Here is a 13,924-nt window from a genome sequence, read left to right as displayed (position 1 = left end):
TCCCTCTCAAGCCGCGTGGATCGTGCGCCACACCCGATCAGGGGTTGCGGGCATTTCCAGGTTGTTCTTTCCGATCGCATCCGTGATCGCGTTGATCACGGCCGCGGAGGCGCCGATCGCGCCGGCCTCACCGCAACCCTTGATGCCCAGCGGATTGCCCGGGCACAGCGTCGTGGTGTGGGAGAGGTTGAACGAGGGCACATCGTCGGCGCGCGGCATGGCGTAGTCCATGAACGAGGCCGTGACCGGCTGGCCGTTGGCATCGTAGATGGCGTGCTCGAGCAGTGCCTGTCCGATGCCTTGAACCAAGCCGCCATGGACCTGTCCCTCGACGATCATCGGGTTGATCAACCGGCCGAAATCGTCGGCCGCGACGAAGTTGACGAAGGAGGTCTTGCCGGTACCAGCGTCGACCTCGAGCTCGCAGATATAGGTGCCGGCCGGGAAGGTGAAGTTGGAGGGGTCGTAGAAGGCGCTCTCCTTCAGGCCCGGCTCCATCCCGTCAGGCAGATTGTGCGCGGTGTAGGCCGCGAGCGCGACCATCGGCAGCGCAATCGCCTTGTCGGTGCCCGTCACCTTGAACTCGCCGTTCTCGATGACGATGTCGGCTTCCGAGGCCTCCAGCGCATGCGCGGCGATCTTCTTGGCCTTGGCTTCCATCTTCTCCATGGCCTTCAGGATCGCGGTGAGACCGACGGCGGCCGAGCGCGAGCCGTAGGTGCCCATGCCGAACTGCACCTTGTCGGTGTCGCCATGGACGATCGAGACCTGGCTGATGGGAACACCCAGGCGCTCCGCGACGAGCTGGCAGAACGTGGTCTCGTGACCCTGGCCGTGGCTGTGCGAGCCCGTCAGGATCTCGATTGTGCCAACCGGGTTGACGCGCACTTCGGCCGACTCCCAGAGGCCGACGCCGGCGCCCAGGCTACCGACCGCCTTCGACGGCGCGATGCCGCAGGCCTCGATGTAGCAGGACACGCCGATGCCGCGCAGCTTGCCTTGCGCCTTCGCTTGCGCCTTGCGGGCGGGGAAGCCGGCATAGTCGATTGCCTTCATCGCGGCGTCGAGCGAGGCGTTAAAGTCGCCGGTGTCATAGGCCATGATCACGGGCGTCTGGTGCGGGAACTGGGTGATGAAGTTGCTCCGGCGCAACTGGGCCGGATCGACCTTGAGTTGCCGCGCCGCTGTCTCCATCATCCGTTCGACCAGATAGCTGGCCTCGGGACGGCCCGCGCCGCGATAGGCGTCGACCGGCGTGGTGTTGGTGTAAACGCCGATCACTTCGGCGTGGATCTGCGGGATGTTGTACTGGCCCGACAGCAGCGTCGCGTAGAGATAGGTCGGCACGGCCGACGAGAACAGCGACATGTAGGCGCCGAAATTGGCGTAGGTCTTGACCTTCAAGCCGGTGATCTTGTTGTTGGCGTCGAACGCCATCTCGGCATGGGTGACGTGGTCGCGGCCATGCGCGTCGGTGAGGAAGGCTTCAGTCCTGTCGCTGGTCCACTTCACGGGGCGGCCGGTCTTCTTGGAGGCCCAGAGCGCCACCATCTCTTCCGGGTAGATGTAGATCTTGGAGCCGAAGCCGCCGCCGACGTCGGGCGCGATGACGCGCAGCTTGTGCTCGGGCGCGATATTGTAGAACGCAGAGAGCACGAGCCGGGCGACATGCGGGTTCTGCGATGTCGTATAGAGCGTGTAATGCTCCTCCGCGGCGTCGTAGTCGGCGACCGCCGAGCGTGGCTCCATCGGGTTCGGCGCGAGGCGATTGTTGGTGAGGTCCATCTTCACCACATTCGCGGCCTTGGCGAAGGCAGCATCCGTCGCAGCCTCGTCACCGATCACCCAATCATAGACCTGATTGCCGGGGGCCTCGGGGTGGAGCTGCGGCGCGCCGGCCTTGATGGCGGCGTGGACGTCGGCAACGACGGGGAGTTCCTCGTAGTCGACGACGACAGCTTCCGCCGCGTCGCGCGCCAGGTTCTTGCTGTCGGCGATCACGACCGCGACGGCCTGACCGACGAAGCGCACCGTCTCCGGTGCCATCGCCGGCCATGCGCCCATTTTCATCGGGCTGCCGTCCTTGGAGGTGATGGCCCAGCCGCAGATGAGGTTGCCGACCTTGTCGTCGACGAGCTCTTGTCCGGTGAGAACGGCGACCACGCCCGGCATCTTCAGCGCGGCGGACGAATCGATCTTCTTCACCTTGGCGTGCGCGTGCGGGCTGCGGATGAAATGGGCATGGGTCATGCCCAGCAACTTGATGTCGTCAACGTACCGGCCCTTGCCGGTGATGAAACGCTTGTCTTCCTTGCGCACGACGCGCGCGCCGATGCCTTCAACACCCATGTCTGGTCCTCCCGACCGGAATTGCTATGCCTGCGCTTTCCATCGAAAGCTGCAGTGGTGATCGTTCGTTCGAGCCGGGCCCTATTCGGCCGCCTGCGAGACCTTCATGCGTCCGGCCGCATCCAGCACGGCTTTGACGATGTTGTGGTAGCCGGTGCAGCGGCAGATATTGCCCTCGAGCTCCTGACGGACCGTGCCCTCGTCGAGCTGGCCGCCATGACGTTGCACGATGTCGATCGCCGACATGATCATGCCCGGCGTGCAATAGCCGCATTGCAGGCCGTGATTGTCGCGGAAGGCGGCCTGCATCGGGTGCAGCTCGTCGCCCTTGGCGATGCCTTCGATGGTGGTGACGCTGGCGCCGTCGGCCTGGCCGGCCAGCATGGTGCAGGATTTTACCGCACGGCCGTCCAAGTGCACGACGCAGGCACCGCATTGGCTGGTGTCGCAGCCGACATGGGTTCCGGTGAGGTTGAGGTGATCGCGCAAGAGATGGACCAGCAGCGTGCGGTCCTCGACCTCGACAGCAACGGCCTTGCCGTTCACCGTCAGTTTGACTGTAGACACGTGATACCTCCCGAATGTTTGTCGTTATTCCAATTAGAGACAGCGCGAACGGAACTTTGCAACTGGGATTTTAGTCATCGCGCGTCATGGAAAGGTCATTGTGACTGTCGCCGCAGGTGCGCGATTCGGTCACGATGTTCCGTGCCGCCGCCAATGCGTGGCGTGGCCGTACAAGAAGCTTTCGAGAACGATGGCTGCTTCGTCGGTGGCTGCCGTGCTCACCTTATCGCGCGAAGCACGCCTTGGACGTCGGGCTCCTCGCGCGCCGTTTCTCCCTTTGCTGCCTTGTTCGTTGTGCGAATAGGAGCACCCTTCCATGCCCGTTGTAATCGCGATCTTGGTAGTAGGTGACGGCGATCTAAGTCATTGATTTTGTTAGCTGCGATGCAGCGCGCCGCCGCCAGCTTGGGGGGCGTGGAACGGCCGTCGGCGTCGCAACACTCGAACGTCATTCCGGGGCCCGAGCGGCGCGAGGGAGCCCGGAATCCTTCGAACGGCAGGTTGGTGGATGAATGGATTCCGGGCTCGCGACTTCGTCGCGCCCCGGAATGACATCGAATGAATGAGCCGCAGCAAAGCAGCCCTAGTACTTCCTGGCGATTGATCGCACCCGCGCGCGCGCCTAGTCGAGCTGTACAAGCAACAGCCAAGGGGTGGAAGCGATGCAGATGAACGACAGTCAGCGTATCCCCGCGTCGAAAGCCGATGTGTGGGCCGCGCTCAACGATCCCGACATTCTCAGGCGCTGCATTCCCGGCTGCCAATCGCTCGAGATGGCGTCGCCGACGGAGATGGTCGCGACCGTGGTGCTGAAGGTCGGCCCGGTGAAGGCGACATTCAGCGGCAAGGTGACGCTCACGGATATCGACGCGCCCAATGGTTACCGCATCATCGGCGAAGGCGCCGGCGGCGTCGCGGGCTTTGCCAAGGGCGGTGCGAAGGTCAGGCTGGAAGAGGAATCTCCCGGCGTCACCATCCTGCACTACGAGGCCGAGGCGCAGATCGGCGGCAAGCTTGCGCAGCTCGGCTCGAGGCTGATCGATTCGACGTCGCGCAAACTCGCCGCGAACTTCTTCGAGAGTTTTGCGTCTGTGGTAGCGCCATCATCGTGATCGATGCGCAGCATCGCTGCACCCGACGATGCAAGATCGCTAGGAACTCATCCGTCGTCCCGGATCTGCACGTCGCTTCGCTCCGCTTGTCCGGGACGACGGTCGAGTCCTGTGCCTTGCAAAAATCCGAACGTCCATTTCGAGCTGTAAAACAAGCCAAAGACGCAAGCTTCAACAAGGAGATGCACAGCGAAAGTCGCCAATGATTTGCACTACTACCTTCCGCCCATACTAAGCGCTGCGCGGCGATGTTGTAATTCCGGTCGATGGTGTCGCAGACAAACTGCGCATCACGAGCGCCCAACGCGGTGCACACAACAACATCGGAGGGAATACATGACCTTTGCTACAAAGGGCTTCTTGGCCGGCATTTCGATGATTGCGATGCTGGCCGCCGCGACACCAGGCGTTCGCGCCAACGACTCCCTGATCAGGGCGCAATCCGATTCCAACCAGTGGGCCGTTGCCGGTCACGATTACGGAAACACGCGCTTCAGCCCGCTCAAGCAGATCAACACCGAGAACGCAGGCAAGCTGACGCTCGCCTACTCGTTCTCGCTGGCGTCGTTGCGCTCGAACGAATCCTCGCCGATCGTGATCGGCAACACGCTTTACGTCTCGAGCTCATGGGGTCCGAAATACGTCTACGCGCTCGATGCGGCCACCGGCACACGCAAATGGACCTATGAGCCCGACATTCCCGATGATGTGCTGCAATATGCCTGCTGCGACGTGAACAGCCGCGGCGTCTCCTATGCCGACGGCAAGATCTTCGTCGGCCGTCTCGACGGCAAGCTGACGGCGCTCGATGCGGCGACCGGCAAGGTGCTGTGGACGTCGAAGGTGGTCGATTACAAGCAGGGCTCGGTCATCACGTCGCCGCCGCTCGTCGTACGCGACAAGGTGATCACCGGTTTCGGCGGCGGCGAATATGGTGTTCGCGGTTCGCTCCAGGCCTTCGATATCAACACCGGCAAGCAGGTCTGGCAGACCTATACCGTTCCCTCGCCGGATGAGCCTGGCGGCGACAGCTGGAAGGGTGACTCGGCTCAGCATGGCGGTGGTGCCGCCTGGCTGGTCGGCTCCTACGATGCGAAGAGCGACACGGTCTATTGGGGCACCAGCAATCCCGGCCCGTGGAACACTGCGGTGCGCTCGACCGGCGACGGCAATTTCGGCAAGCTGACCAACCTGTACACCGCCTCGACGCTCGCACTCGATCCCAACACCGGCAAGATCAAGTGGCACATCCAGACCACGCCCGCCGATGCCTGGGACTATGACGGCGTCAACGAGGCGGTGCTTGCGGATCTCAAGATCGGCGGCAGCACCGTTCCGGCGCTGATGAAGGCGGATCGCAACGGCTACTTCTTCGTCGCCAATCGCGAGACCGGCAAGGTGCTGTCGGCGGAGAAATACGTGTTCTCCAACTGGGCCAAGAAGTGGGACATCGCGACGATGCGCGCGGTCGAGGATCCCGACAAGCGGCCGGGGCCGGGTCATCCTGCCAAGGATATCTGCCCGAACCTGATTGGCGGCAAGAACTGGCAGCCGATGTCGTTCAACCCGCAGACCGGCCTCGTCTACATCCCGTCCAACAATGTCTGCATGGACTGGTCGGTCGGCGACGTCTCCTACAAGCGCGGCGTGTTCTATCTCGGCGCCGAATTCCCGACCAAGGAGGGCCCCGGCGGATTCCTCGGCGAGCTCGTGGCCTGGGACCCGGTGGCGCAGAAGAAGGTCTGGTCGATCAAGGAAGACCTGCCGTTCAACGGCGGCACGCTGACCACCGGCGGCGGCCTCGTGTTTGCCGGCAACATCCATGGCGACTTCCGGGCCATCGATGCGAAATCCGGCAAGGTGCTGTGGAGCAAGAATCTCGGCTCCGGCATCGGTGCGGGCCCGGTGACCTATCAGGTCGACGGCAAGCAATACGTGGCCATCGTCGTCGGCCGCACGGCTTCGCTACCGGCGTTCCTGGGCGACGTGGGCAAGAAGATGACGGCCGCAGCTCCCGAGGGCGGTTCGCTCTTCGTGTTCTCCGTCCAGTGACCACTCGCGCGCGTATCTTTCAGAGGTGACGAGATACGCGCGCGCTTTTTCCAGACGATCGTTGCGGCTCGGCTGATGCGCGCCGCAACGCCTGGAGCATGATCCGGAAAAGTGCGCAGCGGTTTCCCGAATAGGTCATGCTCAAAACAACAACCTAAAGCGCGATGACGATTCACCCTGATCTCATCGCGCTTCGGTCCAACAATTCCCAACTGCGGGAGATGAGGATGCGTCCGAATCATCTTGGAAGTGGCAAGACGCGAAACCGTAGCATTGCCGGGCTCGTCGCATGGGCCGCCGCGTCCGCGATGGTCGCACCTGTTATCACGGCTCACGCCGACGAGGCGCAGCAGCCGCTTCGTCTCTGCGCTGATCCGACCAATCTTCCGTTCTCCAGCGATAGTCCGTCGCAGCCGGGCTTCTATGTCGAGATCGGGCAGGCCCTGGCGCAGGCGCTCGGCCGGCCGATCACCTATGATTGGTACAAATCCTATTTCGGCAAGCGCACCGTGCGCGTCACGCTGCTCGGCAAGCAATGCGACGCCATGATCGGGCTGCCGCGGTCCGAGGACTTCATGGGACCGGCCGTGATCTTCTCCAGCCCGTTCGCGAAGGAAGGCTATGCCCTCGTGGCCGCGAAGGGCCCGGCGCTCGGCGGCATCGACGGCCTCAGGGGCAAGCGGGTCGCCGTGCAGTACGCCAGCACGCCGCAAAACCTGCTCGCGAGCCGCGACGACGTCCAAATGGTGACCGTGCTGTCACCGGAGGAGGGTATGCAGGCGCTCGACCAGGGCAAGGCCGACGTCGCCTTCATCTGGGGGCCGGTTGCCGGCTGGCTGAACAAGACCGGCTACAATGACCGCTACCAGATTGAGCTCACCGAGGGCGAAGGCCTGTCATGGGATGCGGCCATCGGCTTCGCGAAGACGTCCACTGAGCTTCGTGATCGCGTCGATGCTGTCTTGCCACAGCTTCAACGGACGATCGGCGAACTCGCGGTGAAATACGGCTTGCCGAGCGGCAAGCCGGTTCGCTTCGGCGTGAACGGAGCGGTGCCTGCGGGAACAACGACTGGCATGGGAAGCGGAGCCCAGACCGGCGTTCACGTCACTGAGATCGCCAAGGTCGCCGCGACCGAGATCAAGGGCGATGCGGCTGCGCCAGCCGCCGAGGCGGTCGGTGCGGGCAAGGAAATCTTCAATGGAACTTGCGCGCATTGTCACGGCCCCGACGCGATCCAGAGCGAGCGGAAGATCGACCTGCGGCTGCTGCGTCACCGCTACGGCGACGACATGCGCCAGACATTCTGGACGACCGTGCATGAAGGACGGCCGACCAAGGGCATGCCGGCCTGGAAAGAGGTCTTCACCGACGACCAGTTCGACAACATTTATTCCTTCCTGCTGACGGTCCAGACCGAATCCAACGACTGAACGATCTTGACCAAACGCGATCGGGAGGATGTGCTAGCTTCCGTCCGGCATCATCCAGGCGCCGGACGGGTGCCGCATCGATATGTCGCTTCCGCTCTCGCGGAGGATGCCTGTGCGGCGCGATCCTGGGAAGGCGCCATGACCAGCTTCCTGATCATCGACGATCATCCGCTGTTTCGCGAAGCGCTCGGCAATGCCGTGCGGCTGGCCTTGCCGGAGGCGCGGATCTTCGAGGCGATGTCGATCGAGGACGCGCTGCATATCCTGTTGGCCGAGCAGGGCATCGACCTCGCCCTGCTCGATCTGTCACTGCCCGATGCGACCGGTTTCTCCGGCTTTCTGCGTTTGCGCGAGGCCTATCCGCGCCTGCCCGTCGCCATCGTGTCGAGCGAGGAGGACCAGCACATCGTTCGTGAGGCGCTCGCGCTGGGAGCCGCCGGCTATCTTCCGAAGTCGACGTCGAAGCGTGAGCTCGCGCAATCGATCGAGGGCGTGCTCAGCGGCTCGGTGTCGGTGCCGAAGGATTTCGTGGCGGGGCCGCGGCTGCGCCGGGCCGACGCCAGCAAGGCGCTCGAGGTCAAGCTGCGCGAGCTCACGCCGCAGCAGCTGCGCGTGCTTGATCTGCTGCGTCGAGGCTTCCCGAACCGGCAGATCGCGCAGGAGCTTGCGCTGGCCGAATCCACGGTCAAAGCGCACATCACCGAGATTCTGCGCAAGCTCGGGCTGTTCAGCCGCAACAAGGCGGTCATCGAGATCGGCAAGATGGACCTGCCCGATCCCAAGGGGCGTCCCTATGCGCGGGTCGATCGCGGGAAGCCGCAATGACGCGGTCGTCGTTCTTGACCTGGGTCAAGCCGGCCCGGCCCGGCTGGGACATTCTCACGTGAGGCAATTCAACATCCGTTCCGGTCACATCCCGGGCGAGGTTTCCCGCAAGACCTTCACAGTGGCTCACGCGCGATGCGATTTTTGATTGTCGAAGATCATCCGTTGTTTCGCGAGGCGCTCGAAGGCGCGCTCCAGATGGTGGCGCCGACGGCCGAGATCCTTGAGGCGATTTCGATCGACGGGGCGCTCGAGTTGGTCGCGGCGACTTCGGAGCTCGATCTCATCCTGCTTGATCTGTCGATGCCGGGCACGACGGGTCTTTCGGGCATCATCCGCATCCGCAAGTCGTTTCCCAAGATTCCAATCGTCATCGTATCAGGCCATCAGGATCCGCAGATCATCTCCGGCGCCCTGTCGCTCGGCGTGGCCGGCTACATCCTCAAATCGTCGTCCAAGCAGGATCTGGCGCAGTCGATCGGCGAGGTGCTGCGCGGCTCGATCTGCGTGCCCGCCGCCTATCGCGCGCCCGTCCGCCCGCAGCGCGGGTCCGGCCCGGCGCAGGATCTGATCAAACGCCTGCACGAGCTGACGCCGCAGCAATTGCGCGTGCTCGAAATGCTCAAGCGCGGCCTGCAGAACAAGCAGATCGCCTTTGAGCTGAAGATCTCGGAGACTACGGTGAAGGTCCATGTCTCGGACATCCTGCGCAAGCTCAACGTGATTAGTCGCACCAAGGCCATCGTCGAAATGTCCAGGATCGATTTCGCGACGCTGGCTGCCGAGGGGACCGGCCCGAAGCGGGAGCGTTCGCAGGCCGATCCGCCCTCGGGATAGCCAGACGTCAGTCATCGGAACGAGGCGCGCACCTCATCGACGGTTCCCTCCGGATGTTGGAGGTGAGGGTAGTGCCCAATGCCGGGGAGAAGCGTGAATTCCGCGCGTACCCTTTCAGCGAGCTCCGCTCCCATCTCCTTCTTGATGTAGAGATCTTTCTCACCCCAAATCACCTTCAACGGAGTTTTGAGCCGAGCCAGTTGCGTTTCGAAGTGGTCTTGGTCTCGTGTGAAGTGCGAGTAGTAGTGGGAGAATGCGTCGACGGTCGTCATGGCGCCGTGACTCCATCCGCGGGACATGTCGTCCCTGAATTCCTGCGAAACGTCGAACCGCGCCTCCTTGGGCAAGCCTCTTGTGAAGACGTTTTCCAGGATCTCGTCGCGATTTCTGTTCATGATAGCGCGGACCTGCGCCATGGCAGGCCCCGCCTTCAGATTTTGCAGATTCTCGGCCATGAACTGCGGCCTGTTGAACGGGGCGAAGTCGCCAACGATGATGGCCCTTGCGATATCGGGTTTTTCCACCGCCAGCAGGAGTGCCGGCAGGGCGCCGATGTCCGTTGCGTAGATCGTGAGCCTGGATGCGTCGATGTCTGCTTTCGCGATGTACCGATCCAGAACATGCGCGTAGTCCGTCGGCGCGTAGGAGAACCTGTCGACCGCGGGCCTCGATGAAAGACCGTAGCCCGGCCAGTCGAAGGCATGGACCTCGTAGTCCCCGGCGAGGGCCGCGCCGATATCCTTCCACGCATAAAGGGTCTCTGGAAAGCCGTGCAGAAAGAGGACGGTCCCCCTCGGTCTCGCGCTGCGCAGAACCATCCTTCGAAGCGTGATATCTTCGCTGATCTCGAAGAAGCCGATCGAGTTGTCGTTGGTCCGGTGTGACATGGTCAGTGTCCTTTCATCCCGTTACGAGTCGGCGTGCGGGTCGAGGTGATCTGGAGGCCAAGGAGGTCCGGCGGAGACGAATTCGGACTGCTGCTACGCCTGATGCTCGAGTACGGCCTGCGGCGTGCTCCGAAAGCTGATGGCCAGGCGATTGTAGGCGTTCATCAAGCCAATCGCGATCGTGAGATCCACGAGTTCGCGTTCGTCGAACACGGTACGGGCGGCTTGATACGCTTCGTCCGGCACGTTGGTCTCCGCAACGCGCGTCACCGTTTCGGCCCATACCAGGGCGCCGCGTTCGCGCTCATCGAAGACGTTGCCGGCCTCTCTCCACGCTTGTACCAGCGCGAGCTTTTCGATCGTCACTCCCTTCTTGAGCAAGTCACGGGTGTGCGTGTCGAGGCAGTACGCGCAGTTGTTGATCTGGGAAATTCGCAGATAGATCAGGTCGATCAGCGCAGGCGAAAGGTTGCTCTGCATGACATGGCCGTAGACGCCGCCCAGCGCTTTCACGCCTGCTGGTGCGATCTGATTGTAGTCGAGCCGCTTGCTCATTTTAGCTCCTCGATGAACGTAGGTGGTCAGGTCCTTTTTGTCGCTCGCCGCCGTCACTTCACCAATGCGAGCAGCGGCTTGCCTTTTTCGACGATATAGGTCGCGAGTTCGCTGCCAGTGACGTTGCCGACGTTCCTTGCCGCATGAACCGTTCCGGCCGGAATGAACAGGACGTCGCCGGCCTTCAGGGTAATCGGCGGCTTGTCCTCGATCTGGTACTCGAGCGAACCCTCGAGGACATAGATGATCTCTTCGCCGGGATGCGTGTGCTTGCCGAACGCGACCCCCGGGGCGAGGTCGACGCGTACCTGGACGGCTTCGCGTCCGGGCGCAGAGAGATCGTGCCGTTGCAGATCGGTGCGCGTCACGCCCGCTTGCTGAGCCTGCGCCGCGCTGGAGGCCAGAACGCTTCCGACGACAAGCGCCGCGATCGCCAGGATTTTCCTCTTCACTTGATGCTTGGTCACTTCGTGCTCCTTGGTCAGAATTTTCAGATCGATTTGCGCAGCGGACGGAAGCCTGTGCGGACCTCTTCCGCAAAAAGTTGCGGTTGTTCCCAGGCTGCAAAGTGTCCGCCTCGGTCGACCTTGTTGTAGTGAATGAGCTTGCGATAGGCCCGCTCGGTCCAGCTGCGCGGGGCCTGGTAGATTTCGCCTGGAAAGACGCTCACAGCAGCGGGAATCGAGATGTCGACCGCGTTCAGTGCGCTCATTCCCTTGTTTTCCCAATAGAAGCGGGCCGCCGAGATCGCGGTGTTCGTCAGCCAATAGAGTGTGATGTCGTCGAGGACGTCGTCGCGCGTGACGTCGCCTGCGGAGTGCCCATTGATGGTGCGTCCGAGCACAGCCGAAGTGATCGCCGCCGCCGGCTGCGCATCGCCGTCACCGTGGTCGAGAATCCAGGCGGCGAGGCCGACCGGAGAATCTGCCAAGCCGTAGAGCGTCTGTGGCCGCGTCGCCATCATTGCGGCGTAGGCAAAATGCTTGGCGCGAAAATCCTTCACCTGGTCGAAGGCGCGTTGCTCGTCGGCTGAGAGACCGGATGGCATCTCACCGCTCTGCAACGCCTTGGTGATGTCAGGCGGAATCGTGCCGGGGAAGTTGGTGTGGATGCCCAGCAGTTCCGGCGGCGCCTGTTCGGCCATCGCATTGGAAATGAGAGCACCGATGTCTCCGCCCTGCGCGACAAAGCGGGTGTAGCCAAGGCGCTTCATCAGCTGGACCCAGGCGCGCGCGACGCGAGAGGGGCCCCAGCCGCTGGTGGCCGGCTTGCCAGAAAATCCGTAGCCGGGAACGGACGGGATCACGATATGGAAGGCGTCCGATGCGCTCGCGCCATGCGCCGTTGGATTGGTGAGAGGATCGATGATCTTCAACTGCTCGATGATCGAACCGGGCCACCCATGGGTGACGATGAGCGGCAACGCATTTTCGTGCCGCGAACGGACATGAAGGAAATGAATGTCCAGTCCGTCGATCTCGGTGATGAACTGCGGCAGGGCGTTGAGCTTTGCCTCGATCTTCCGCCAGTCATAGTCCGTTGCCCAATAGCGCGCGAGGTCCCGAAGGGTCGCAAGCTGTACGCCCTGCGATTCGTCGGCGACGGTTTCCTGCTCCGGCCACCTCGTCGCATTGATGCGGCTGCGCAGGTCAATCAGTGCCTCTTCCGGAACGTTGATCCGGAAGGGGTGGATGTCGTCACTTGTCGCCGCCGGCGCCAGATGCGCGGGGAAAAGGCTTGCGGCAGCCGCCGCGGCAATTCCCATCGCGGCGGAGCGCAACAGCTGGCGGCGGTCCGGGTTGATGACTTTGGAACTTGACTGCGCACGCATTGGACTCTCCCTCACTGGTTCGATTGGGTGACGTCGCGGCCGCGGCTCAGGCCGGCAGCGGCTGGCCCGCCTGCTCGCGGGCGATGTAATCGGCGTACCAGTCCGGCCAGTTCGCATCGTGCTGACCGCCGTTCCGCTTCTCGTGCTCGCCGTGTGCGGCGGACGCACGTCGGAGCGCGCTCGCCAGTTCAGTCGAGGAGGTGAATGTCGTGCCTGCCGGCTCTACGCGTCCCGGCAATCGCGCGGTAATCTCCTGGAACAGCCAGCCGTTGCCGTCCGGATCCCTGAACGAGACGTATGAGCGGTAGCTGGTGCGCGCGGGATCGAGGCCGCTGATCCGACGTCGCCCGAACAGATAGGGCTCGTCCGGTCCGGTGTGCACGTCGCCTTCGGCGTGGAAGACCTCGCTGACCTCGACACCGCGATCGCGCAGATCGTTTCGCGCGGCTTCGATGTCGGAGACGATCAGGTACAGGCCCTGGGCGGAGCCGGGTGCCGCCGCGGTCACGTTCTTGCCGAAGATGACCGAGGAGGGGGAGCCGGGCGGCGTGTACTGGATGACGCGGTAGTCGTCAGGCCCCGCGAAATCGGCGTCCAGCCTCCATCCGAGCGTCGCATAGAATTCCTTGGCGCGATCGACGTCGGAAACAGGGATGACGACGAGCTCGAGCTTCATGTCGATCGCCGGCGCTCTGGTGGTCTCGTTTGCATTCTTGGCAGGCATGGCTCTCTCCTGAATTAGATCGTGTCCGATATATTCGGATGCGCTGTATAAAGTCCCGCCGGCTGTCAATGTCAACCCTTCCGATTTAATCGGATGCGATATATATGCATGCGGGACTTCACATGTCCGTGTCGGAAGGGACTGCCACCAATGAGCCTGCAAAACGGTTCCAGAGACGATTCCAGAGACGATTCAACGACCAAACAGAAGCCGACCCCGGCTGCGGGCGAACGTCGCCTCGACGATTTCCTGTGCTTTGCGATCTATTCGGCCAACCTCGCTTATGGACGAGCCTACAAGCCGGGCCTCGATGAGCTCGGCCTGACCTACCCGCAGTGGATCGCGATCGTGGCGCTGTGGGAGCAGGACGACCAAACCGTGAGTGAACTCGGCAACAAGATGTTCCTGGAATCCAACACCTTGACGCCGATCCTCAAGAAGCTCGAGGCGATGGGCTATTTGCGCCGCCAGCGCGATCCCGCCGACGAGCGGCAGGTGCGCGTCAGCCTCACCGACGCCGGCCGCCGCCTCCGCGAGAAGGGCATGCACATGAATCTCGTGAAATCGAGCGGACTTAAGCCGGATGAGTTCGCGCAGTTGCAGAAAACCGTCGTCAGGCTCCGCGACAATTTAATCAAGGCGATGGAGGAGGAGTGACAGGCCCTGCCTACTTTGCATGGGGTTGTTTTCGACATTTTTGTCTTGGCCAAGCCGATAGGCCCTCCACAAGCGGGATGAGGCGAAGATCACCC

General features: G+C 62.7%; 13 protein-coding genes. 6 read left to right on the top strand and 7 right to left on the bottom strand.

Features of this window, described 5'->3' with window-relative positions:
• Positions 1-6 precede the first annotated feature (6 nt).
• Positions 7-2,349 carry a xanthine dehydrogenase family protein molybdopterin-binding subunit gene (locus L6639_RS25085; protein ID WP_237864304.1) on the bottom strand — a complete coding sequence of 781 codons (2,343 nt, stop codon included), beginning with the start codon at positions 2,347-2,349 and terminating at the stop codon, positions 7-9.
• Positions 2,350-2,430: 81 nt separating this feature from the next.
• Positions 2,431-2,916, bottom strand: coding sequence for a (2Fe-2S)-binding protein (locus L6639_RS25080; RefSeq protein ID WP_237864303.1), 486 nt, complete (start codon positions 2,914-2,916; stop codon positions 2,431-2,433).
• 662 nt (positions 2,917-3,578) lie between these two features.
• Here L6639_RS25080 and L6639_RS25075 point away from each other — a divergent pair.
• The 5 genes from L6639_RS25075 to L6639_RS25055 all read left to right on the top strand — a co-directional run bounded on the left by L6639_RS25075 (position 3,579) and on the right by L6639_RS25055 (position 9,175).
• Positions 3,579-4,028, top strand: a complete 450-nt coding sequence (locus L6639_RS25075; RefSeq protein WP_128949285.1) for an SRPBCC family protein — start codon at positions 3,579-3,581, stop codon at positions 4,026-4,028.
• 336 nt (positions 4,029-4,364) lie between these two features.
• Positions 4,365-6,080 (top strand): PQQ-dependent methanol/ethanol family dehydrogenase, encoded by a 1,716-nt coding sequence (locus L6639_RS25070; protein ID WP_237864302.1) that lies wholly within the window; start codon positions 4,365-4,367, stop codon positions 6,078-6,080.
• A 227-nt stretch (positions 6,081-6,307) separates the two neighbouring features.
• The gene (locus tag L6639_RS25065) at positions 6,308-7,513 is read left to right on the top strand and encodes a c-type cytochrome (protein WP_333909351.1); all 1,206 of its coding nucleotides are present in this window, start codon (positions 6,308-6,310) and stop codon (positions 7,511-7,513) included.
• A gap of 138 nt (positions 7,514-7,651) precedes the next feature.
• Positions 7,652-8,338 carry a response regulator gene (locus L6639_RS25060; RefSeq protein ID WP_237864300.1) on the top strand — a complete coding sequence of 229 codons (687 nt, stop codon included), beginning with the start codon at positions 7,652-7,654 and terminating at the stop codon, positions 8,336-8,338.
• Between the two features lie 135 nt (positions 8,339-8,473).
• Complete coding sequence (locus L6639_RS25055; RefSeq protein WP_237864299.1) at positions 8,474-9,175, top strand: response regulator; 702 nt, start codon at positions 8,474-8,476, stop codon at positions 9,173-9,175.
• A gap of 11 nt (positions 9,176-9,186) precedes the next feature.
• Here L6639_RS25055 and L6639_RS25050 read toward each other — a convergent pair whose 3' ends face one another.
• The 5 genes from L6639_RS25050 to L6639_RS25030 all read right to left on the bottom strand — a co-directional run bounded on the left by L6639_RS25050 (position 9,187) and on the right by L6639_RS25030 (position 13,172).
• On the bottom strand, positions 9,187-10,062 hold the full coding sequence (locus L6639_RS25050) for an alpha/beta fold hydrolase (RefSeq protein WP_237864298.1): 876 nt from the start codon (positions 10,060-10,062) through the stop codon (positions 9,187-9,189).
• Between the two features lie 93 nt (positions 10,063-10,155).
• The gene (locus L6639_RS25045; RefSeq protein WP_237864297.1) at positions 10,156-10,617 is read right to left on the bottom strand and encodes a carboxymuconolactone decarboxylase family protein; all 462 of its coding nucleotides are present in this window, start codon (positions 10,615-10,617) and stop codon (positions 10,156-10,158) included.
• A gap of 53 nt (positions 10,618-10,670) precedes the next feature.
• Positions 10,671-11,084, bottom strand: coding sequence for a cupin domain-containing protein (locus L6639_RS25040; RefSeq protein WP_237864296.1), 414 nt, complete (start codon positions 11,082-11,084; stop codon positions 10,671-10,673).
• Positions 11,085-11,107: 23 nt separating this feature from the next.
• Positions 11,108-12,448 carry an epoxide hydrolase family protein gene (locus tag L6639_RS25035; protein ID WP_237864295.1) on the bottom strand — a complete coding sequence of 447 codons (1,341 nt, stop codon included), beginning with the start codon at positions 12,446-12,448 and terminating at the stop codon, positions 11,108-11,110.
• 46 nt (positions 12,449-12,494) lie between these two features.
• Positions 12,495-13,172 (bottom strand): VOC family protein, encoded by a 678-nt coding sequence (locus L6639_RS25030; protein WP_237864294.1) that lies wholly within the window; start codon positions 13,170-13,172, stop codon positions 12,495-12,497.
• Positions 13,173-13,322: 150 nt separating this feature from the next.
• On the opposite strand from L6639_RS25030, the gene L6639_RS25025 reads away from it, so the two are divergent.
• Entirely contained in the window at positions 13,323-13,829 is a 507-nt protein-coding gene (locus tag L6639_RS25025; protein WP_237864293.1) for a MarR family winged helix-turn-helix transcriptional regulator, read from the top strand.
• Positions 13,830-13,924 lie beyond the last annotated feature (95 nt).

Source organism: Bradyrhizobium zhengyangense, from assembly GCF_022012555.1.
Lineage (GTDB): Bacteria > Pseudomonadota > Alphaproteobacteria > Rhizobiales > Xanthobacteraceae > Bradyrhizobium > Bradyrhizobium zhengyangense.
The sequence above is the reverse complement of the archived record's forward strand: the minus strand, read 5'-3'. Positions and strand labels throughout refer to the sequence as shown.

Bases quoted from the DNA above. Each gene is read 5' to 3' on its own strand.
- L6639_RS25055 (WP_237864299.1), top strand. From the start codon at position 8,474: ATGCGATTTTTGATTGTCGAAGATCATCCGTTGTTTCGCGAGGCGCTC.
- L6639_RS25070 (WP_237864302.1), top strand. From the start codon at position 4,365: ATGACCTTTGCTACAAAGGGCTTCTTGGCCGGCATTTCGATGATTGCG.
- L6639_RS25035 (WP_237864295.1), bottom strand. From the start codon at position 12,448: ATGCGTGCGCAGTCAAGTTCCAAAGTCATCAACCCGGACCGCCGCCAG.
- L6639_RS25065 (WP_333909351.1), top strand. From the start codon at position 6,308: ATGCGTCCGAATCATCTTGGAAGTGGCAAGACGCGAAACCGTAGCATT.
- L6639_RS25025 (WP_237864293.1), top strand. From the start codon at position 13,323: ATGAGCCTGCAAAACGGTTCCAGAGACGATTCCAGAGACGATTCAACG.
- L6639_RS25085 (WP_237864304.1), bottom strand. From the start codon at position 2,349: ATGGGTGTTGAAGGCATCGGCGCGCGCGTCGTGCGCAAGGAAGACAAG.
- L6639_RS25050 (WP_237864298.1), bottom strand. From the start codon at position 10,062: ATGTCACACCGGACCAACGACAACTCGATCGGCTTCTTCGAGATCAGC.
- L6639_RS25030 (WP_237864294.1), bottom strand. From the start codon at position 13,172: ATGCCTGCCAAGAATGCAAACGAGACCACCAGAGCGCCGGCGATCGAC.
- L6639_RS25060 (WP_237864300.1), top strand. From the start codon at position 7,652: ATGACCAGCTTCCTGATCATCGACGATCATCCGCTGTTTCGCGAAGCG.
- L6639_RS25075 (WP_128949285.1), top strand. From the start codon at position 3,579: ATGCAGATGAACGACAGTCAGCGTATCCCCGCGTCGAAAGCCGATGTG.
- L6639_RS25045 (WP_237864297.1), bottom strand. From the start codon at position 10,617: ATGAGCAAGCGGCTCGACTACAATCAGATCGCACCAGCAGGCGTGAAA.